Origin of the sequence: Superficieibacter electus (assembly GCF_002915575.1) — a bacterium.
Classification (GTDB): Bacteria; Pseudomonadota; Gammaproteobacteria; order Enterobacterales; family Enterobacteriaceae; genus Superficieibacter; species Superficieibacter electus.
The window spans coordinates 1-21436 of the sequence record NZ_PQGD01000011.1; the positions used below are offsets into that span (position 1 = coordinate 1).

A 21436-nucleotide genomic window follows, 5' to 3' on the forward strand; every position below is an offset into this window, starting at 1 on the left:
TTCAGCGGGTCCTGGCTCAGGTACTGACCAGTGCCGGAGTCCATGTAGCGGTGTAAATTATACCACAGCCCGCTCTCCTCATCCTGCCACTGCCCCATAAAACCCGCATCGCAGCTTTCATGGTCACTTCCACTGAACGGTGAGTCGTTCGCCGCCAGTCCCCACAGGCTCCTTTGCCGCGTCCACACCTTCCGCCCGTTCGCGCTGTACATCTCCTCCGGTGCGCCGTCCGGGCCACTCACTATCGGGTAAAAATAGCTCCTGTCGTCATTCGCTGCCCGGCTCTCCTTCGCCAGCAGCTCAAAGCCCCCTTTGTAGTGCCACTGCTCCCGCAGCGCCGGGCTGCCGTCCGCATACCGCTTCTCGCTCACCGACAGCGCCATCCCCAGCCACTGATAGCGTACTTCACTGATGGCGTGGTGTTGCTGCTTCCATGCTGCGCGAATCACGTTACGCTTCGCCGTCCGCCTGCCGAACGCATCGTAGCGGTACTGCCACACCTCACCGTCCGGCGTCCTCACCTCCCGCAGGCGGTCGAAGTCGTCCCAGCGGTAGCGCCATTCTTGCGGCCTGAACCCCGTTTCTGCTCCGTGCATTTGCATCACAACTTTCGTGTTCCTGCCCTGCTGCATTATCGCGTTTCAGTTGCGCCCCGGTGTCACAGACAGAACGGACAATTATTACTTATCAAGTTCAAAAAACCATTCCAGAAATGAATTAAAATCATCCCATTGTGGTTCTAATATTCCATTCATGAAATCATGCCATTCCTTTCCTAAACCAAGGCATAAAACCGCCCCACTATCCTTGTTATAAAAATAACCATAATCTCCCGCAAAGTTATCCAAGGGAATATAATTAACAGGTAATTTTAATGTTTCATGCGTTCTTTTAACCCCTAACATATAATCATTTGTATTTAATAAAAACCAACATATTTGATATATCTCTCTATTCCTTGACATGAAGGTAGGGTTATCTTCAACATGCAAATAAAATATAGAGAAATCGGATTCAATATCAACACCAATATTTAATAAGGCTTGTTTATAGTTATCTTCAATGTCATCAAACCACCATTTTTTTTCTTTAAAAAATTGAATTAATCTTTCTGATAACATATTAACCTCAACATTTATCCTCGGCCATTCGACGTTCCAATTCAGCTAGTGCTCGTTGCTTCCAATATTCAATCCGATCCTTATCGAATAAAGCTCTATCTACAGGATCTGTAGGATGCGCTTCTGGTAAGTATGGATGAAGTGCATTTGTATATCTATACTGCTCGTGCATTTTCGTTGAAGATTCAAATAATGAACCATGACCCTGTTGGTTTGAGTGATGAAGTGTTACTATAGAATATTCACCATTTTTAACAACCATAGGACTTCTCTGTTCCTCAAGAATTAATTGAAGGTTTGTTTTTACACCATTCCTTGTATTTACTGGTAAATCCCAATCGATATTCTGCTGATAAACAGTATAAGTTATTCCTGATGGACCAGTAAAAACGGATGGAGTGAAAAAACCACTTAATCCTAATGGATCAGACCATCCCACCGGGTCATGCACATACGACTGCGTTTCCAGCCCGCCGCCCAGCTTCAGCGGGTCCTGGCTCAGGTACTGACCAGTGCCGGAGTCCATGTAGCGGTGTAAATTATACCACAGCCCGCTCTCCTCATCCTGCCACTGCCCCATAAAACCCGCATCGCAGCTTTCATGGTCACTTCCACTGAACGGTGAATCGTTCGCCGCCGCCAGCCCCCACAGGCTCCTTTGCCGCGTCCACACCTTCAGTCCGTTCGCGCTGTACATCTCCTCCGGCGCGCCGTCCGGGCCTGTCACTATCGGGTAAAAATAACTTCGTTCATCGTTGGCCGCTTTTGCCTCCTTCGCCAGCAGCTCAAACCCGCCCCGGTAGTGCCACTGCTCCCGCAGCGCCGGACTCCCGTCTGCATACCGCTTCTCGCTCACCGACAGCGCCATCCCCAGCCACTGATAGCGTACTTCACTGATGGCGTGGCTTTGTTGTTTCCATGCCGCGCGGATGACGTTACGCTTCGTCGTCCGCCTGCCGAACGCATCGTAGCGGTACTGCCACACCTCACCGTCCGGCGTTCTCACCTCCCGCAGGCGGTCGAAGTCGTCCCAGCGGTAGCGCCACTCCTGTGGCCTGAACCCCCGCTTCTGCTCCGTGCGTTTCGTCACCCGCCCGCAGGCGTCGTATTCGTAGCGACTGTCCCCTGCCTGGCTGACACATTCATTGCTGTACTGGTGCTGCGACAGAATGCCGTTTATCCGGCTCTCCGCGATTTGCTCGTTGACGGTGTAACGGTAGCGCTCTTCCTGTGCCGGGCCATCCGCGCTCTGTCGCAGCACGTCCGTTATCTGGTCGCGGCTGTCATAGCGGTAACGGGTTTCCCGCTCCGTCCGGGTTTTTGACCGGACTTCATGCCCTGTCAGCCTGCCCGATTTATCCCATTCGTAGCGGTGCTCGCCCAGCGGCCGCCATGACGCCACGCTTTCGTGACTTCCTGCCAGACGCTCCGCGCCCTGCTTCTGCCACGCCGTCCGGCCGCAGGCATCCAGACCCTTCTCCTCCGTGTACACCGCGTGGTTCAGCGGTGTCTGCCCCAGCCAGATTTCCTCGTCCTCCGACCGGTAGCGGTGTCTGTGCTCCAGCCCCGCCGGCGTGTGCCCGAATTCCATCCGGATCAGAATAACTTGTGTGCAGATGGATATATGAATTTACAATGGCCATCTGACATTTAATGAAGTTATTTAATTATAAATTTAGAAATTACTAATGATTTTCATTATACACCTTCTCATAATGAGAATTATTCACCTCCAGATTAAATACATTAGACCTGGTTTCAAAAAAATCCGCCGCCCTGTCGTCGTTGATAACCACTGGATCTGTCGTTGCCCAGACATTCATATAAAAATTACAGTTATGATTTCCCGGGGGGATAAGATAATTTCTGGCAAGCTCAACATTCCCACTTACTTCACTCTCTCCCGGTTCAATTTTATAATACTCTCCTCGCCCAAGGTTATATCTCGATCCGGAGAAGCGAATGTTTTTACCATCACAAACCACATGCAGTGGGTCAGAAGATAAATATTTCCCTTGCGGAATATACCTGACATCAACATATACCGGTACCTTACCAAGGTTTTTAACACTCATTGTGCCATAAAGTTCATTTTCAGCGGCGTTGACATCCACTACAACCTGTATCACGGCATCCATAATCCTCTCCCCTATTCGAAATAACGTTCGAAATTATAAGCACTGTATAAAGCGGCAGAATCACCATTGCGAGCATCATACTACCAGGTTCGTTTGTACGCCCCCTCATAGTTCATACGCTACCGCCATACCGTGATAAATCCGTCTATCTGCACAAGACCTATTTTACTGTTAAAACATAAAGTTAACCAGAAAAACATTAACTATAAAGTTGGCTCTGTTGGCATCAGCCACACCAACCGTAAAATCAAAGTCCCTACCGGATATTCACGCAGCCCCAGCCTGCACCTTAAAGGCGACTGGCTGAAAGAGGCGGGATTTGACACCGGGCGCGGCGTGACGGTGAAAAATATCGGGAGAGTGCATTGTGCTGATGGCGGATAATCACGAACCGCATGAGCTACGGGAAGAACTTTATAAGTTAAAACAGGTGGTTAAGGGGATTAAGGAGGTGATGGTTTAGTGGGATGAACGGTGGCGGGTAAATAAAAAATAAGCCGGAAAGATTTAAAAACTTCCGGCTATTAATTCAAAACTTACTCTTAATCTCTTTTATCCATTCATTAAATTCTTTTTTAAATAAGGGCCTTTATTTACCAGCAATATTTTTTCCAAATAACCATATGTATTTTCATTCCCCATGTCAGTAACATATAACGCAATGGAATCAAAAAGATTATTTTAAAAATAATTAATAGCAATGCAATATATATCTATCAATTCCGCCAATCCGCTATTAACATCCGTACCGAGTTTATCCAAAGCTTTATTATAACGACAGCGAATATCCATAAAATCTCTCATCAATTATATGGAAAACGTCCTGGGGACATTGGTATGCGGACATTAGCGTTGTGATTTGTTTTTATTCCACGGTCAGAAATTCTCCCTGTTGCTGTATGCCTACCAGTCACATCTCTTGGACGATAATTTCCATTAGAAATATTAAATAGCTGCGTCTAATACCGTTACACTTACCATTTATTGACATGTGGCAGTGACACAAGAGCAACATATAGCAGGCCTGCCGTAGTGTCGTTTAGCGGAGAGGAAAGCTCCAATCCCTTGTCCTGCAAGGGCTGGCAAAAAGTGGAGCACTATTCCGCGCTAATGAAATGGACACCTCCCCACAAAGACTTCAGTGAGCCATGCTGTAAGTGCAAACCAACAGCAATATGAAGAGGTGTCCCATGGAACAAATTATCGGAATTGATCTGGCAAAGCGAGTTTTTCAGGTGCATATCGTATCTGCGCAGGGTGAGAAGAAAGCGAATAAAATGATCACCCGTGAAAAATTGACGACGTTTATTGTTCAGCAGCCTCCGTCCCGTATTGTGATGGAAGCGTGCGGCAGTGCAAATTACTGGTCACGCCAGTTCAGGCAATACGGACATGAAGTTAAACAAATCAGCCCACAGTATGTTGCCCCCTTCAGAATGGGTAGTAAAAATGACAAAAATGATGCAGTTGCAATTGTGGAAGCTGACAGTCGCCCGGGTATGCGCTATGTGCCGGAGAAGTCTATTGAACAACAGGATATTCAGTGTCTGCATCGGGTTCGCCAGCGGCTGATGAAAAACAAAACCGCGCTGATTAACCAGATACGGGGGCTGGGCCTGGAATACGATATCGCCATACCGGAAGGGGCTCATAAAATTATGGCCCACCTGCCTGATCACCTGGAGGATGCAGAAAATGAACTCACCACGCTCAGTCGGGAGTTGTTGCATGAGATGTTGCAGGAACTTCAGGACAATCAGCAGCGGATTAAAATACTGGATCTGCGTTTTGCGCTTATCAGCCAGCAAAATGAGGATACCCTCAGACTGGAAAGCATTCCGGGTATCGGGCCATTGGGTGCTTCTGCCCTGACGGTGGCTCTGGGCGACAGCGCTGATTTTCAGAATGGCCGGCATTTTGCCAGCTATCTGGGGCTGGTTCCGAAGGAGCACAGCAGTGGTGGTAAAGTCAGACTACTCGGGATAACAAAACGCGGAGACGGTTATTTGCGAGGACTGCTTATTCATGGTGCCCGCTCAGTGGTTTACCGGGTCATCAACCTTCCGGAAGAACGATGTGGAGGTCTCCAGCGGTGGCTGAAAGGTATTATTACCCGAAGTGGCGTAAACAAAGCTGTAGTGGCGCTGGCTAACAAAAATGCCCGAATAGCGTGGGCGCTAATAAACCAGAAAACAGAGTATATAGTTAAGTAACTGACTGATTTTGATAAGTCCAAAGAGTTGATGTACTGACAGGTAGAACCGACTCTCTGTGAACCTGGTAAATAGCTGGACTGTAATAAGTCATGGCGCTAATGAGGGCAGAGAGTACGGATGTTCATCAGGGCTCACGAAGCCGGATATATGTGTGTGGCTACTTTGTCAGAAAAAGATCTGCCCGTACTTGCATCGGGGAGGTGTCCATATAAGTTATTTAGGAAGTAAAGCTCTGTAAAATTATTTATGCAACATAAAAGCTATTATATTTTGACATCTTCAGTTTATATCCTGATATATCAAAATTGCCACTATAATTTTTCAGTGGCAATCATCATTGATACAAAATAAAAAGCATAATACTATCTTGTGCTATACCTGCTTACCAGATCCTCAACCATCATCCGGCAACTCTTTTGTTTCAGATCAGCGATCTGCGTTTGTGTTATATCTGCTTTCTGATCTTTTTTCCCGTCAGACAGGACCGCAACCGACTCAGTATTTACCGGAGAATATGTCGCCCATTCCCCGCTGGCGACATCCACTAATGCAAACCGGATCAGATATCGTAACGACAGGCTGGACAGATCCCCGATCCTGAATATTTTTTCCAGATCATTTCTTTCGTAGCCGAATTATACTTCCCGGACTCCAGTTCATCCCAGTAAACAATCACTGCCTTCTGCCGTCCTTTTGCTGAAATATAACGCAATGCCTGCATATAATTAGCATTCATAACATTACTCCGGCTTTCAGTAAGATCGTCCATTACCTCCGACGCCGTTTGCTTGACGGGCGCAATTGGTTGAGCAGGCTGCTTTTTCCTGATGGCCGGAATCCCAGAAAATATGGAGACCTGATAATACTTTTGCATTTCCTTCTGCATAACTGCATCAGGTGCACGCGAGCCTGATTGCACAAGAATAATAGAAGAATTAAGAGGGATTTTAAACTGACCTTGTGCCTGCTCAACTGCACTCTGAATATCATCCTCGGTAATATCCAGCGTCAACTCATCGCCAAACACATCCCGGTCGGTTAACTGAGCGTCAGAGACATGTTCTGTCCGAGGTGACACGCTGCCTGTTTTTCGGGCATCAATAGAAGAAGATTTTGTACATCCGCTAAGTAAAACAAAACCTGAAAGCAGGAGCGATAATAATTTAATGTTCATGTGAGGAGCCTTACTTGCACTTCAGATTTAATAATTAACAGGTGGTAATTCATTATACAAAATCCCACTTAAAACAGGAGAAAAATTAATGATTTATTTTATGAATCATTAATTAATAAATATAAAAATAATAAATAAAACCCATTCAAGGACATTTTTCAGCGAGAGCGCAGAGTAACACCAGAAACAAAAATTTACTTTTACAACTCAATGTTACAGTATTTTTTCAACTCACTTCTCCTACCAAAACGTGACAAACATCACATCTATGCCAGGCTTAATAACACCAGAAACAACGTTGAAGGAGTAAGCATGTCTGAGCAAACCACAAAAACCACTCTCGCCCCGGAATATCCTGCTCCTCCCTTTGTTGAGCAACCGCAGCCTGTACCAGGTCTTGCCAGTAAGATGATCCCGGTTCCGGATCACGGTGAAACCAGCTATCGCGGCTCAGGTCGCCTGAGCGGACGTAAAGCGCTGATCACCGGCGGCGACTCCGGGATTGGCCGCGCGGTCGCGATTGCCTATGCCCGTGAAGGTGCGGATGTCGCGATTAACTATCTGCCCGAAGAAGAATCTGACGCGGCGGAAGTCATTAAGCTGATTGAAGCAGAAGGCCGTAAAGCGGTTGCTATTCCGGGCGATATTCGCTCAGAGGAATTTTGTGAGAAGCTGGTGAAAGAGGCGGTGAGTCAACTGGGTGGACTGGACATTCTGGTCAACAACGCCGGCCGTCAGCAGTTTAATGAGTCCATTAAAACGCTGAAAACAGAAGACTTTGATGCGACGTTTAAAACCAACGTCTACGCGATGTTCTGGATCACCCGTGCGGCGATTGACCATCTGCCACGCGGAGCCAGTATTATCAACACGTCATCCGTACAGGCGTATCAGCCAAGCCCGATTCTGCTGGATTACGCGCAGACCAAAGCCTGTATCGTGGCCTTTACCAAGTCGCTGGCACAGCAGTTAGGTAAAGACGGTATCCGCGTAAACGCCGTCGCGCCAGGGCCATACTGGACGCCACTTCAGTCCAGCGGCGGTCAGCCGCTGGAAAAAGTGAAACAGTTCGGGGCCAGCGCGCCGCTGGGCCGTCCGGGCCAGCCTGCGGAAATCGCTCCGCTGTATGTGACCATGGCATCATCAGAGAGCAGCTATACCTCGGGTCAGGTGTGGTGCTCTGATGGTGGTACCGGCACACTGTAAGTATACGTTTTATCCTGCCCTGCATGGCCGCCGCCCGGTGGCCATGCTTTCAGACCGTCCCAACCTGGATAACAAAAAAAGTGAAGAACGCAGAATATCATTCTCCCGTCCGTGAGGAGGGTTTTGCCGAACTCGGCGACTATGCGGCCATTGGTGAGGGGCGCTCTGTTGCGCTGATTGCGCCAGATGGTTCGATCGACTGGTGGTGCGCGCCTAATCTGGATTCCCCTCCCCTGTTTGACCGTTTGCTTGATCCTGAAATCGGCGGCTTTTTTCAGCTTGAGCCAGAAGGCGCATATAACGTCACTCGCCAGTACCGTCAGGACAGTAACGTACTGGAAACCTGCTTTGAAACCGAAACCGGCAAAGTGCTGCTGACAGAATCCATTAACAGTACGCTGGCGGGCCGTCTGCCGTGGAGCGAGCTGGCGCGGCGGGTTGAAGGTATTGAAGGCGAGGTCACGCTGAATCTCGCCTTACGCTTTGGTACACGTGCAGAAAGCCGTTCGCCGTGGATGGCGGAAACCGCTCAGGGCAACGTTTACCATATTGCAGATTTAATGGCGATGCTGCGCACCAGCGACGAGGTGGAGATTATTGAGGCCGATGATGAGCAGATCACTGCCCGGCTAAAGACCGGCCCCGGCACGCGCGCGCTGGTCGCCCTGCTGGTGACCGAAAAAGAGCCGCTGGCCGTTCCGCCGCTGTCCGCTATTGATAATCGTATCGAAACCAGCCATGTTGCCTGGTGTGACTGGGCCAGAAGCCTGAGCTATGAGGGCCGTTTCCAGAAACACGTGGGCCGCTCGGCGCTGGCGCTGAAATTTCTCTGGTACGCGCCGACGGGCGCGCTGGCAGCGGCGGCCACGACCTCTCTGCCGGAGGGTATCGGCGGTGAGAAAAATTATGATTACCGCTACGCCTGGATACGCGATGCCTGTCTTATCATTAAAGCTTTTGCCTTCCTCGGTGCGCTTGAGGAGTGTAAAGCTGCCTTCTCGTGGCTGTCGAAAACCATTTTACGCCACGGTGTCCAGCTCCATGCCTGCTATACCCTGGAAGGCGATCTGGTGCCGGAAGAGTCATATCCTCCGCTGCGGGGTTACAAAGATTCTAAACCGGTTCGGCTGGGCAATAACGCCCGCGATCAAACCCAGCTCAGTATGTACGGTGATATGCTCGCCACTGCACAATTATTTGTGGAGGCGGGCCATGTTTTGGATCTCTCCACTTCGCGTCTGCTGGGAGAGCTGGCTAATTGCTGCGCCGACCACTGGCGGCAAAAAGACTCGGGCATCTGGGAATTACCGGAAATTCAGCATTATACCCATTCGAAAATGGCCTGCTGGCTGGCGCTGGATATGGCCGTCAAAATGGCGGAAGACAAGAATATTGAGCCAACGTGGGTCAAGCGCTGGCAGCGTGAGCGCGACCGCATCCGCGACTGGATTGAAACTCACTGTTGGTCACAGAGCAAGCAGGCATACCTTTTTTATCGCGGTAGCGACGGCGGCCTCGACGCTTCGCTGGCACTGGTTCACCGCTACGGCAAGAAGGTGAATCCACAGCGGATGCTATCGACCTATCAGGCTATCCAACGCGAGCTGGGCCATAACAGTGCGATGCTCTACCGTTATAGCGGTGTCGAAAAGGAAGAAAATACCTTCGTGGCCTGCTCTTTCTGGCTTGCCGAAGCCTGGGCGGAGATGGGCGAGATTCAGAAAGCCGAAGCCGCGATGGAAGAGATCCTCGACACCATCTGCGACAAAGGCAACGTTGAAACCTTCAATGAAATGTTCGACGTCAAAACCGGCACCTGGACCGGCAACATGCCGCAGGGTCTCAGTCACCTGGCGCTGATTTTTGCCGCCCAGGCGATGACGGCGTACGATCAGAAAGCTGCCTCAGCTGCTGACAGAAAACCGTCTGAGTAATGAACAGGCCGCGCGGAATGGCTGATGATAACGGTACTTCACGTCCTTTCTCATCAGCCTTTCGGCTCAAAACTGATATCAATTGATAATTAATGATGTGCTGAAACAAACGCATCCTGCTACTTCTGCTGGCATTTACTCACAGCAGGAACGCTACGATGAAATTTACCGCTATTACCACCGGGCTAATGTCCGCACTTGCACTGTGTTCTTTTACCGCCCACGCCGGGCCGCAGTCGCACGTGGTTTGTGCCTATCACCATACCCTCGGCGACGATGCCATTATGATGTTTGGCAAACCAGGCCAGGCCATGTGGCACGACTTTTTCGGCAATGCCCATACTGACGCAGTTTCCACTTATCAAACGCTGCGTGAACAGCCACAAACCAGCTGCGATAACCAGGCCGATGGCTCGGCATACTGGGCCCCCACCCTGAAACTGCCCGACGGCGAGGTGGTCAAACCGGCTTACCAGAAGACCTATTATCAGGCAACGTATGTTGATAAATACCCGCTCCACCCTTTCCCGGCTGGACTGGAACTGCTGGCGGGCGACCATCATGGCACGGCCCCCAGCTCTCACATTACGTTTTTATGCGCCAACGGCAAAGGCTATACCAATAAAGCCGGAGAAGTCTGCGGCTTACGCGGGGCCGGTGATGCGGTTCAGTTTAATATCGGTATCGCCTTCCCGAACTGCTGGGATGGGGTGAACCTGAAACCGACGCACGGTCACAGTAATGCCGCCTATGATACTAAAGGAAAATGTCCTGCTGAGTATCCGGTTAAGCTCCCGACGGTAAATATGAACGTCGCGTATGTGCTGCCGCAAATCACCTCGCTGGATACCTCGAAGGTTCAGCTTTCGCTGGACCCGACAATGCACGGCGATCGGCGGGAAGAACACTGGGGCAGTATCTATACCGCGCATGCCGATTTTATGAATGGCTGGACGGAAGACGCCACCCAGTTTATGACTGAACTGTGCATGAATAATAACCTCGACTGCGGCACCACCGTGCCGTGGGCCTATACCAAAGCAGAGGAGAACACGTCGGTCAGCAGCAGCCAGCCGAATAAGCACAATGCAACGCCGGAAAGTCTGACGGTGCAGGATAACTGGCAGGATGGCGGACGCACGCAGCATCCGGAAACGTTAACGCTGGTGAAATTCAAAATTCCATCGCTGCCCGCCGGTATGGACCCGGTGCTGTTTAAATACCGTATTCGTCTTTTTGGTGGCAAAGTAGAACAGAACGGTGCGGATCAGATTTTCTTTTATCCGACCAGCAACGGCTGGAACGCCAGAACCGTCACCTGGAATACACGCCCGGCGGTGAAGTACAACTCCGATGCGATACTTTATCTTGACGACTCCCGCGAGTATCGCATGGTGGACGTGGATAAAGCGGTGCGTAAGGCGCTGGCTGAAGGAAAAACCGAGATCTCCTGGTACATCGGTGGCGATCGTCAGGGCAACCACTATGAATTTAATCCGGCCAGCTCGCGGGAAAGCCTGCTGCTGATGCTGACTGGCTTTAAAAGCGTGCCGCAGAACTGACGGAGTTTGAAAGCAGAGCCGGGTAAGCCAGGCTCTGCTTCAGACTGCTGACAAACGTTATACCGTGGAATCATGCCTGGCGGCGCTGCGCTTGCACAGGCCTACAAATGCTGACAAACGCCACACCCGCGTTTTTACGCCGTTTTCACCACAATCAACGGTTCGATATCGCTCTCTTTTTTGATCACCAGCGAATCATCACCGCGCAGGCAGGTGCCGCCGTAGCTTCCACCGACGGTAAAGGTACAGACCTGAATATATTTCCCGGCAACGTTTGGCAGACACCAGAGCTGCTGGTAAATATTCTTCTGATCGCTGAATTTCCCGCTGGTTTTATCCAGCAGTTCTTCCTGATGACTGACCAGGTCAATATTGCTGCCGCAGCGACCGGCGATTGGCTTCACCGCGTAACCGGTCTGCACCAGTTCGTCATTGACCACGAAATCGGTGTCCAGCAGGTAGCGGTGATGCGGGAACAGTGACCAGAGGATCGGCAAAATCGCCTTGTTGCCGGGGATCACCGTCCACAGCGGTTCGAAAACCATTACTTCCGGGCGCAATAGCACATCAATCAACCTGACCTCGTGCTGGGGATGCCCGGTGCGGATCGGCACGGCAGCATATTCCGTCTCGCTGACCTCGCGTACCTGCTCGATTGCTGTTTCCCATGCCCAGGTTTTCCAGACGCAGTTCACCAACCGGCCTTCGCCGTCAATCAACTGGCCGGCATCGTCCCAGCGGAGCTCATCCAGCCCGCGAAGAATTTTGCTTTCAAAGCCGGCTTTTTCCAGCGCCTGCTGCATAAACTGCGCGTGGTAATTCTCTTCGATGTCCTTATCCTGCATGATATGCACGAACGGACGCGCGTGACTGTGTCTCCACGCGCCGATAAGTTCATTAAGCAGGTCTTCTCCGGGATTATACCCGTCGCCTTTATAGCCCAGCTCAGTCCAGCGATCGAGGATCAGGCTCGCCTCAGTGTGACAGGAGGCAGAATCCGCGTTGTATTCGTAGACCTTCAGCCCGCGCTCATCAAGACAAAAGTCCATCCGCCCGGTGATCATGTCGTGACGCCGGCGCTGCCATGACAACCGCAGGCGTGGCCAGAGGATTTTAGGAATATCAAACAGCGCCAGCAGATTGTCGTCCTTCATCACCTTGTCAGTGGCATGCAGGTACATTAAATGCAGCTCATTGGTGGCTTTGATCAACTCCTGCTCGGCGGTGTCGGTGATGGTAAAATACTGCGCCGGATCGCGGTTAATGACGTGCCCGTTGGCCTGCACATAAGCCTGTTGCAGCGGGTCCTTCTCATCAAGCCAGTTTCCGGCAAACAGCGCGTTATCTTCCAGACGCTCTCCACGGATTGCCAGCGCCTCTCCGGCAATCTCCGGCTGCGGCAGGCTGTGCTCCGTTTCATCGGTCTGGATCATCCAGCCCAGGATCGTGGTGTCATCGAACGTATCGCGAATCGTGTAACAACCGTTCTCAACCACCAGCGCCAGTTCCCGGGTCCACTGCTGACCAGGCGGTAGCGGCGTGTGAATCACATTCTGCTCGGCAATCCTGACCCGGTTATGATGTAACTGGGTGATCACCGCCACATGGCCAGTACCGTTAAATTCACCGCCTTTATCCCAAATCAGCAACGCCCCCGCTTTGGGTGGACGCTGCGAGCCGTTAGCAAATGCCTGCAATGGCAGAATATTGTCGTTAACCACCTCGCGCAGAAAGCGCAGGGAGAAGATTTCCCACGCCATGCCGACGTCGGTAAACACCACGCCATAGTTCAGAAACAAAAACCGGCGGGCGAATTCAACGCACTGCCATTTATGCCCCATATATTCATTGTCGATATAGCTGCGGAAGGCCGCGTCGTCGGCATAATATTTCGGATCGAGCGAGCTGTAATCTGATGAGTAGATGGCGACACCGCCGGGGGCGTAGCCGAGTAGTGTCCCAAACGGGGCATCCTGATGGGTAATTCCTTTGCTCATGAACCTTACCTTAACCTAATACCGTTTGAGCAGAATGCACCCTGCTCTTTGTGCTAAGTGAACAGACGTCGACTTATCATACACCTCATTAACGACTACCATGATCCGGCAAGGGAAAAATTCACAACATGGTTTTTAGCATCAGGAGTCAAAAATGAGCCAATCACACTCTCTCGCGCAGCCACTGGAATGGGGTCATGGTCCGCGAACGTTTGAAGTTTTTCTTGAGCCGACCTGTCCGTTTTCAGTGCGAGCGTTTAACAAACTCAATGCGCTACTGGAACAAGTGGGCGACGATAAAATAACCGTGAAGATCCGTCTGCAATCGCAGCCCTGGCATCTGTTTTCCGGGGTGATTGTTCGCTGTATCCTGGCGGCGTCAACATTGCCGGACGGCAGAAACGCGGCGCGCAAAGTGCTACAGGCCGTTGCCGATCATCGCGAAGAATTTGAATTTACCGATCACTGTAGCGGACCGAACATGAACGCCACGCCGCAGGAGATTATTGCGCGCATCGAGAAATACAGCGGCATAACGCTGGCGGAAGCCTTTGCCCGCCCTGCCTTGCAGGCTGAGATTAAATGGCATTGTAAGTACGCGCGCCAGAACGGCATTCACGTCTCCCCCACTTTTATGGTGAACGGGCTGGTACAGGCCGATTTAGGCAGCGGTGACGATATCAGCGTCTGGGCAGAGCGTCTTCTGGCCTGACAGCGCGTCAATCCCACAACACAACCTTAATAAGGCAGGCAACATGTCAGAGAATAACTATCAACCCCCGAAGGTATGGACATGGAACCAGAAGGGCGGCGGCGCATTCGCCAATATCAATCGCCCGGTGTCCGGAGCAACACATGATAAGGAACTGCCGGTCGGGCGGCATCCGCTCCAGCTCTACTCGCTGGGCACACCGAACGGGCAGAAAGTCACGATTATGCTTGAGGAGCTCCTGGCAAAAGGCATCACCGGCGCGGAATATGACGCGTGGCTGATCCGCATCGGTGAAGGCGACCAGTTCTCCAGTGGCTTTGTGGAAGTGAACCCCAACTCCAAAATTCCGGCGTTGCGCGACCATTCAACGACCCCGCCGACCCGGGTGTTTGAATCCGGTGCCATTCTGGTTTATCTGGCGGAAAAATATGGCGCTTTCCTGCCAAAAGATTTGGCCGCCCGCACTGAAACGCTGAACTGGTTGTTCTGGCTCCAGGGATCGGCACCGTTCCTCGGCGGTGGATTCGGTCACTTCTATAATTACGCGCCGGTGAAAATCGAGTATGCGATCGATCGCTTTACCATGGAGGCCAAACGCCAGCTGGACGTGCTGGATAAACAACTGGCGACGCATCAGTACGTTGCAGGCGATGATTATACCATCGCCGATATGGCCATCTGGCCATGGTATGGCAACGTGGTGCTCGGCAATGTTTACGATGCAGCGGAATTTCTTGATGCCAGCAGCTACAAAAACGTGCTGCGCTGGGCCAATGAGATTGCCAGCCGTCCGGCTGTGAAGCGCGGACGCATCGTTAACCGTACCAACGGTCCGCTGAACGAACAGCTTCATGAGCGCCACGACGCCAGCGATTTCGACAGCCAAACCGAAGATAAGCGTCAGTCCTGATAGCCGTCCCGCCAGGCAATCTGGGGGGACGTTTAGCTTAGAATGCCACCCACTCTTCCGTTGCCGCAGGCTTTGCGGTACGCGGCGCACGCGGTGCGTCAGAAGGCGTTACCGGCTGCGTCAGAGGCTCGTCGGACAGGCGGAACGTTTGTACTGAACTGCGCAAATCTTCTGTTTGCAACCGCAGCGAGGATGCTGCTGCCGAGACCTGTTCCACCAGCGAGGCGTTCTGCTGGGTCACGCTATCCATTTGCGCAATCGCAATGCCCACCTGAGAGATGCCTTTGCTTTGCTCATCCGTCGCGGCGGCGATTTGTTTCATGATGGTCGTCACTTCCTGCACCGCCCGCAGAATCGCTTCCATGGTGGTTCCGGCATCGGATACCAGCCGCGAGCCTTTCTCCACGCGGGTGACGGAGTCGGCAATCAGCGCTTCAATTTCTTTCGCTGCCCCTGCACTGCGGCTGGCCAGGTTACGCACTTCGCCGGCGACCACCGCAAATCCGCGTCCTTGCTCACCCGCGCGTGCCGCTTCCACCGCCGCGTTGAGCGCCAGAATATTGGTCTGGAAAGCAATACTGTTAATCACATCAGTAATTTCAGCGATTTTCTTCGAACTGGCAGAGATACCAACCATGGTATCGACAACCTCGCCCACCAGTTCACCGCCTTCGCTGGCGGTAGTGGAGGCGACATCTGCCAGTTCGCTGGCCTGACGGGCATGATCGGCATTCAGTTTCACCGTGGCGGTAAGCTGCTCCATACTGGCTGCCGTTTCTTCCAGCGCCGCCGCCTGCTCTTCGGTACGTGAAGAGAGATCGTTATTACCGGTGGCAATTTCTGTCGCCCCGCGCCAGATATTTTCGCTGCCGGAGCGAATATTGCTCACCGCATCGCGCAGGCTGTCCTGCATCGCTTTCAGTAGCGGCACCAGTTGTCCGACACAGTTACGCCCGAAGTCCTCCATCGGCTGACTGAGATCGCCCTGGGCAATCTGGCGAAACTGCTGACGAATACGGTCCAGCGGTTTTACCAGCATGTTCACCAGATAGCGATCGGAGAAAAGCAGCAGCAAAATGCCAACGATCGCCGCCGCAATAATCGCAATACGGGTGGTGTTGGTGCGCTCATCGACCATAATACGCGTATGATCGAGGATAGAGGCCGCCGCCGCATTAAACTTCTCGGCGCTTTGCCCAAATGCACGGCTCAGCGGCGGGGTGATGGTATTGGCCTGCATGCGGTAATCGTCTATGGTCCCCTGCTGCGCACGCTGCATCTGCGGTACCACGCCCTGCTCTAACAGGGCCTGCCAGTTTTGGATCACCTCAGCGGAGATTTGCGCGTCCATCGCACCGGGAGAGATGGCTTTTAGTTCATCCAGTCTTTTGCGCATGGCGTCCAGCGCCTGCTGGGCCGGGGCGTAATCAGGGGTTCCACCTGCCGCTTTGGTCTCCATAATGCGGCCGAGGCGGGTGACGAAGCGAAAATACTGATCGTTCCCCTGACTTAACAGGGTCATTTGTTTGACCAGTTGCCGATCAATGTCATTTCCTTCTGCTACCTTTGTCAGGGAAATCACGCTGTACAGTCCCACGCCGGACCATAGCACGCAGAAAATGCCCAGAATCGACAGCATGACGAGGCGGATGGTGAAGTTACGAAGAAGTCGCATAAAGATTCCTTGCCTTAGGTGAGGTTACGCCCGCGGGGCGTTCTTACCTCCAGTTATCGGCAAGCTGGCGAAAATTTATAACCTTTTGTGATTATTTTTTGTAAATATTAGTTTTCGTTAAAAGAAATTCAGCACGACTACATTCTAAAATTTTCATCTGATGTACGCCGTTTATGCAACATGTCCTTCTGGTAATTAGGGTTAAACAAGGTAAGGCTTCACAAATGGACGCTGATATTCCGGCCAGACCAGCGCCACCAGCGCAGGATAGGCATCCATACTGAACTCACGAAAGCATTGCTGGAGGTTGACGACATCAAGGTCGGTACGCGGTACTTTTTCACCGTTCTGACAGCGCTGTTTGAGATTATCGTAATATTTATAAACCGCTGAGTTGAGATCGCTACAGCGACGCTGGGCATCAAATAAACCCGGCGTCGATTTTATTTGCGTAACGTCCATCCGCTTAATAGTGGCATGTAAAAAGTCAATATATTCATGGTTTACCCGCCAGTACCATGCCGGCGTAATTGCATTCATCAGTAGAGAGAAATGGTCTTCCCCCTCTTCTTTGCTCATCGCCTGAACCGGCGCGGGGGATTCTTCTACACTTTCCGCCGGTCTTTTATTGAACTCCGTCATTAGTAAGAGAATAATAGCGGTGAGCAATAGCAGTGCAATCACTAAATAAATAATACTGTTCATGGCGCGCTCCATTTTTTTTGATTTTAAAAGTGCGCCATGTTATTGTCAACGAGCCTCACAGTAAAATGCTCCTCATGGTGTTGAAAGTTAAGGAATTTACATGATACCCGAGACCCTTATCCCGGCTCGCTTTCACACATCCGCGACCGGGGAAGAGAGTGAGGAAGCAGGAAATAGCGCCAGTTTAACTCAGGGAAAAAGAACCCTCGTCGAGCTTGAAAGCGACATATTAACCTCGGTGGGCCGCAACGGTTTTTCCAGAAATATGCTGCTGGAAGAGCGCGACCGTCATATAAAAGATCGACTGTTTCGCGTCGTCAAAATTGAGGCATTTTGCCATGTCCTTAATGAGTTACAGTCCAACGGTGATTTTTCAGCGCAAGAATTAAGTCAAATTCTGGCAGATAAAACGCTGGAAATTAATGAGTCCGGAAATGAAATTTGGCTTAATTTGATTACCCGCGAGAAAATTGCGCCTATGTTTTACGATCTCGAGGACGAATAACGTGAAAAAATATGATAGCAAAGACGTTTATTTGACTTTAGACGATACAAAAAGCGATGAAGTTATCTTAAAGCACAATCTTGCGGTCCTCATTAGTGATAAAAACGCCACTATCCAGAATACGGCGAAAGCACTGGTCTCGATCCCTGCCGCGCTGGTCAGAATGAAATGGCAAAATCGCCGTGAGATTTACGCTTATCAGGTGAAAGAAGAAATTTATGGCGCGGTGATCAACGAAATCATCGCCCGCCGTCCGGATCTCAAAGATAAAATCTTTGACCGTATTGAAGCGAGCTACCAGCATTTACGCGAGCGCGAGACCGCCACACTCGGCCTGACGCGTAAACTCTCTGACGGCAACTACCGTACTTCGAATGTACGGATTGTCCCGCTTGAGACTGAAGCAGCGGCTGAAAATACGCTACCACAGCCTCCGGAGGCTGATTAAACCGTCACAGTAAATGACGGAAATTTGCAGTAGCCCTCACCTGCTGTATCGGCAGAACTGGCTGCAAAGACCCCGACTTTCGCGCCAACCCATTTGCCCTTTCCGGCAACAAAAGTCCCCGGTGCAGCCTGCCAGTCATGTTGATCGGTGCGGTAGAAAAAATGACATATTCCGCCAGGTTTAACCACCACCTGACATTCACACTGACCGTCGGGCAGCGTTGCCACTACCTGACGCGTTTCGCGTAGTATGCCCGCATCACTCATCCAGCCATAAAGCCAGACAAGCCGATACCCCGCCGCACAATATTCAATAGACAAACTGGCATAACGTTCGCCGTAGACAATAAGCCCGCCGCTATCGCCATTACGCGTGCTATTAAGCGTCAACGCCGTTGTCGCCGTGAAGGCAAATGCAGGAAATTTTTGCAGCAGTAAATGAGGCGCGTAGTAGAGCGTTTTTTCACCATCAATGGTTTCAAGAGGGACACAACGCAAATGAAGCCCCTGCTCTGCCTGCATTAGCCAGGATGGGTCTGGATTAGCCTGCCATTGCCACTGTCGGTCTGGCCTGCCAGCGGTAAAGTCATCGCTGGTTTGTAGTTGATACTGCGGCGTGAAGGGTAATCCTGCGGGTCTGGACCATTGGCTTACCGGCTGGCCTGCGCCATCCTCACCCAGTGGCACCCCGATCCGCGGCCAGCCATCGTCGCCCCACGTCATAGGCTGCAAGTGGACAATCCGACCGTAAAGATGCGCATCCTGAAAATGGACAAACCAGCATTCACCGTTTTTCAGCTCTACCCATCCTCCCTGGTGAGGACCGTTTATCGCTGTATCGCCCTGGAATAACACATTACGCGCCTCCCACGGGCCTGTCATTTCACGCGCCCGAAGGACCGTTTCCCATCCGGTCTCAACGCCCCCGGCAGGGGCAAAAATATAATACCACTCCCCACGCTTGTAGATTTTGGGGCCTTCCAGCGTCGGCTGATCGCAACTGCCATCATAAATAATCACGCCTTCGCCGCTCAGTGATGTTCCATCAGGAGACATAGGCAGCAGTTGTAACTTATGTTTGATCCCACTACGGCTATGGGCAAATGCGTGTACCAGCCATGCTTGCCCGTTGCTGTCCCAGAATGGGCAGGGGTCGATCCAGCCTGAAGCGCGGCGCAGGCAATGAGGAGCGCTCCATTCTCCCCAGGGATCGCGGGTATTGCACATAAATATGCCTTCATCCGGCGTGCTGAAAAAAACCCATAGCTTATCGTCATGCCAGCGTAAAGAAGGTGCCCAAACGCCTTTACCTGGCTGGTAGCGTTCGTATCCCGGTAGCGGAAGCGCCGCGAAGACGTGATTAATAATTTTCCAGTTAATCAGATCGGTCGAGTGAAGGATCGGGAGCGCTGGCATATGGTTGAAGCTGGATGACACCATAAAGAAGTCATCTCCGACACGCACAATATCCGGATCGGAATAATCGGCGCAGATAATGGGGTTGTGGTAATTCTCCTGATTCATCATCTTCATCCTTATGCTTTATGCCATTCACCATCAGGGACGATAGCCACTTCATCGTCTACGTTAGTGGCAGCCTGCTGCCTGGCTGCCAGATCGCGCTGGATAGTGAGCATGGCCCGATCGTCAAGTTTGTAAAACCGGGCCAGCCACCAGAGGATGAGGTAAGAAATCGATGGCCCAATCGTCAGTAAACCAATGATGCCGGTGGTTGCCAGCTGAGTTTGTTCGCTGACACCCGCCTGGTAACCAAATAACCCCAGGGCGAAACCCACCACGGCCCCGGCAACGGCCATCCCCATTTTCAGGGCAAAAAGGTTACCGGAATAGGATAATCCCGTAATACGTCGGCCAAACTTCCACTCACCATAATCCGCGGCGTTTGCCATCATGTTCCATTTAAAAGGCTGGTACATTTGGTGAAAGAAACCCACGAGGAAATAAAGAGGAAAGATGACCGCAAGCCAGGTCGGCGGCACAAAAAACATGATTACCCCGACGGCAACCAGTAGCAGGTTAATATTTTTAAAAAGCGAAACCGCTTTATAGCGTTTTGCCAGATACCCTGCCCCGATACTGCCGATAATCGTCCCTACGACACTGGTCGAAACAAAAGCCGATTTCATGGCAGTCCCGGCCGCAGCCTCCATTCCCCCCGCCATAAGATAGGTTGCATAATAAAGGGTAGCAGCGCTGCGCATCACGCCTGCCATGCTGGAGAAAAACGTAATAATGGCAACGATACGCCATTGATCGTTCGCCAGCAGCTGACGCAAATCCTCAATAACGCTTCCCTGCGTCTCTATTACCGGTGCCACACGCTCACGGGTAGTAAAAAAGCAGGCAAATAACATCACCACGGCGATAAAGCCCATGATCCCCATTGTCGCCTGGAAGCCGAATTGCTTATCGTCTTTACCCAACCAGTCAACGAGAAAGAGTGTCGCCACGGATACCATCAGCCCCGCTACTGACGAAATAGTGAAACGCCAGGATTGGGCAGATAAACGATCTTTTTCATCGCGGGTGATAACGCCACCTAATGCGCAGTAAGGAATATTGATAAAGGTGTAGCACAGCATCAATAAGGTGTAGGTCAAATATGCGTAGAGTAATTTACCAGAAGCACCAAATGCAGGGGTAGTGAAGGTCATTACCGCGAGAACGGCGTAGGGGATGGCAAACCAGATAAGCCAGGGGCGAAAATGCCCCCACCGCGTTTTAACTCTGTCCGCCACAATGCCGGTAAGCGGGTCGGTGATGGCATCAAGGACGCGCGTCACCAAAAACATGACCCCAACGGCGGCTGCGGAAAGCCCATAAATATCAGTGTAAAACCAGGTCAGGAACATGGTTACCGAGGAGTAAACTATCCCACATGCTGCATCCCCCATGCCAAATCCTAATTTTTCTGCAATCGACAACTTATTGTCGCCAGCCATGATAATTCCCTCATGAAAAGTGGAAGTTTCACTGTAGGAGCGCATGAGGGACACGCCTATTGCAATTTTACGTTCCCCGGTTATGTTTTTTATTAACCGTGAAAGATGTCACACATCTGAACTATTGGTATGACACCATTTTCAGTACGGTATACTCCGATTATTTCTTTT

The 21436-nt window shown here is 51.3% G+C and carries 18 protein-coding genes and 2 pseudogenes; 9 read left to right on the forward strand and 11 right to left on the reverse strand.

Features of this window, described 5'->3' with window-relative positions:
• From CHU32_RS14305 to CHU32_RS14320, 4 genes and pseudogenes are all read right to left on the reverse strand, one after another.
• On the reverse strand, positions 1-602 hold a 602-nt coding region (locus CHU32_RS14305), incomplete at its 3' end, for an RHS repeat domain-containing protein (protein WP_281258336.1).
• 78 nt (positions 603-680) lie between these two features.
• The gene (locus tag CHU32_RS14310) at positions 681-1121 is read right to left on the reverse strand and encodes a hypothetical protein (RefSeq protein WP_103676890.1); all 441 of its coding nucleotides are present in this window, start codon (positions 1119-1121) and stop codon (positions 681-683) included.
• Between the two features lie 7 nt (positions 1122-1128).
• Positions 1129-2715: pseudogene (locus CHU32_RS14315) on the reverse strand (RHS repeat-associated core domain-containing protein); the annotation flags it as partial.
• A 91-nt stretch (positions 2716-2806) separates the two neighbouring features.
• Positions 2807-3259: a hypothetical protein gene (locus tag CHU32_RS14320; RefSeq protein ID WP_103676892.1), complete on the reverse strand. Its 453-nt coding sequence runs from the start codon at positions 3257-3259 to the stop codon at positions 2807-2809.
• Positions 3260-3484: 225 nt separating this feature from the next.
• Between CHU32_RS14320 and CHU32_RS14325 the strand changes: the two are divergent.
• Positions 3485-3722, forward strand: a pseudogene (locus CHU32_RS14325) (SymE family type I addiction module toxin).
• A 727-nt stretch (positions 3723-4449) separates the two neighbouring features.
• Positions 4450-5472: an IS110 family RNA-guided transposase gene (locus CHU32_RS14335; RefSeq protein WP_103676893.1), complete on the forward strand. Its 1023-nt coding sequence runs from the start codon at positions 4450-4452 to the stop codon at positions 5470-5472.
• A gap of 365 nt (positions 5473-5837) precedes the next feature.
• Here the strand turns inward: CHU32_RS14335 and CHU32_RS29025 are convergent, their stop codons facing one another.
• Together CHU32_RS29025 and CHU32_RS14340 are read right to left on the reverse strand one after the other, a co-directional pair.
• A complete protein-coding gene (locus CHU32_RS29025) occupies positions 5838-6020 on the reverse strand; it encodes a lipoprotein YafT (protein ID WP_483883554.1) in 183 nt (60 codons plus the stop codon).
• A gap of 14 nt (positions 6021-6034) precedes the next feature.
• The gene (locus tag CHU32_RS14340; protein WP_342749253.1) at positions 6035-6649 is read right to left on the reverse strand and encodes a lipoprotein YafT; all 615 of its coding nucleotides are present in this window, start codon (positions 6647-6649) and stop codon (positions 6035-6037) included.
• A gap of 312 nt (positions 6650-6961) precedes the next feature.
• Between CHU32_RS14340 and CHU32_RS14345 the strand changes: the two genes are divergently transcribed.
• The 3 genes from CHU32_RS14345 (at position 6962) to CHU32_RS14355 (ending at position 11351) form a co-directional block, all read left to right on the forward strand.
• A complete protein-coding gene (locus CHU32_RS14345) occupies positions 6962-7855 on the forward strand; it encodes an SDR family oxidoreductase (protein ID WP_103676894.1) in 894 nt (297 codons plus the stop codon).
• Positions 7856-7935: 80 nt separating this feature from the next.
• The gene (locus CHU32_RS14350; RefSeq protein WP_103677020.1) at positions 7936-9789 is read left to right on the forward strand and encodes a glycoside hydrolase family 15 protein; all 1854 of its coding nucleotides are present in this window, start codon (positions 7936-7938) and stop codon (positions 9787-9789) included.
• A gap of 158 nt (positions 9790-9947) precedes the next feature.
• Positions 9948-11351 carry a CBM96 family carbohydrate-binding protein gene (locus CHU32_RS14355; RefSeq protein WP_103676895.1) on the forward strand — a complete coding sequence of 468 codons (1404 nt, stop codon included), beginning with the start codon at positions 9948-9950 and terminating at the stop codon, positions 11349-11351.
• Between the two features lie 134 nt (positions 11352-11485).
• Here CHU32_RS14355 and gss read toward each other — a convergent pair whose 3' ends face one another.
• Positions 11486-13348, reverse strand: coding sequence for a bifunctional glutathionylspermidine amidase/synthase (gene gss, locus CHU32_RS14360; RefSeq protein ID WP_103676896.1), 1863 nt, complete (start codon positions 13346-13348; stop codon positions 11486-11488).
• A gap of 154 nt (positions 13349-13502) precedes the next feature.
• Here gss and CHU32_RS14365 point away from each other — a divergent pair, with 154 nt between their 5' ends.
• A complete protein-coding gene (locus tag CHU32_RS14365) occupies positions 13503-14060 on the forward strand; it encodes a DsbA family protein (RefSeq protein WP_103676897.1) in 558 nt (185 codons plus the stop codon).
• 43 nt (positions 14061-14103) lie between these two features.
• Positions 14104-14970 carry a glutathione-dependent disulfide-bond oxidoreductase gene (gene yghU / locus CHU32_RS14370; protein WP_103676898.1) on the forward strand — a complete coding sequence of 289 codons (867 nt, stop codon included), beginning with the start codon at positions 14104-14106 and terminating at the stop codon, positions 14968-14970.
• A 37-nt stretch (positions 14971-15007) separates the two neighbouring features.
• Here yghU and CHU32_RS14375 read toward each other — a convergent pair whose 3' ends face one another.
• Both CHU32_RS14375 and CHU32_RS14380 read right to left on the reverse strand, forming a co-directional pair.
• Entirely contained in the window at positions 15008-16645 is a 1638-nt protein-coding gene (locus CHU32_RS14375; protein WP_103676899.1) for a methyl-accepting chemotaxis protein, read from the reverse strand.
• A gap of 201 nt (positions 16646-16846) precedes the next feature.
• Entirely contained in the window at positions 16847-17350 is a 504-nt protein-coding gene (locus CHU32_RS14380; RefSeq protein WP_103676900.1) for an ESA_00282 family adhesion-associated protein, read from the reverse strand.
• A gap of 100 nt (positions 17351-17450) precedes the next feature.
• On the opposite strand from CHU32_RS14380, the gene CHU32_RS14385 reads away from it, so the two are divergent.
• Together CHU32_RS14385 and CHU32_RS14390 are read left to right on the forward strand one after the other, a co-directional pair.
• A complete protein-coding gene (locus CHU32_RS14385) occupies positions 17451-17855 on the forward strand; it encodes a hypothetical protein (RefSeq protein ID WP_103676901.1) in 405 nt (134 codons plus the stop codon).
• Between the two features lies 1 nt (position 17856).
• On the forward strand, positions 17857-18303 hold the full coding sequence (locus tag CHU32_RS14390) for a cytoplasmic protein (protein ID WP_103676902.1): 447 nt from the start codon (positions 17857-17859) through the stop codon (positions 18301-18303).
• Here the strand turns inward: CHU32_RS14390 and CHU32_RS14395 are convergent.
• Positions 18300-19826, reverse strand: a complete 1527-nt coding sequence (locus tag CHU32_RS14395) for a glycoside hydrolase family 43 protein (RefSeq protein WP_103676903.1) — start codon at positions 19824-19826, stop codon at positions 18300-18302. The genes CHU32_RS14390 and CHU32_RS14395 overlap by 4 nt on opposite strands.
• A gap of 11 nt (positions 19827-19837) precedes the next feature.
• On the reverse strand, positions 19838-21265 hold the full coding sequence (locus CHU32_RS14400) for a glycoside-pentoside-hexuronide (GPH):cation symporter (protein WP_103676904.1): 1428 nt from the start codon (positions 21263-21265) through the stop codon (positions 19838-19840).
• Between the last annotated feature and the right edge of the window lie 171 nt (positions 21266-21436).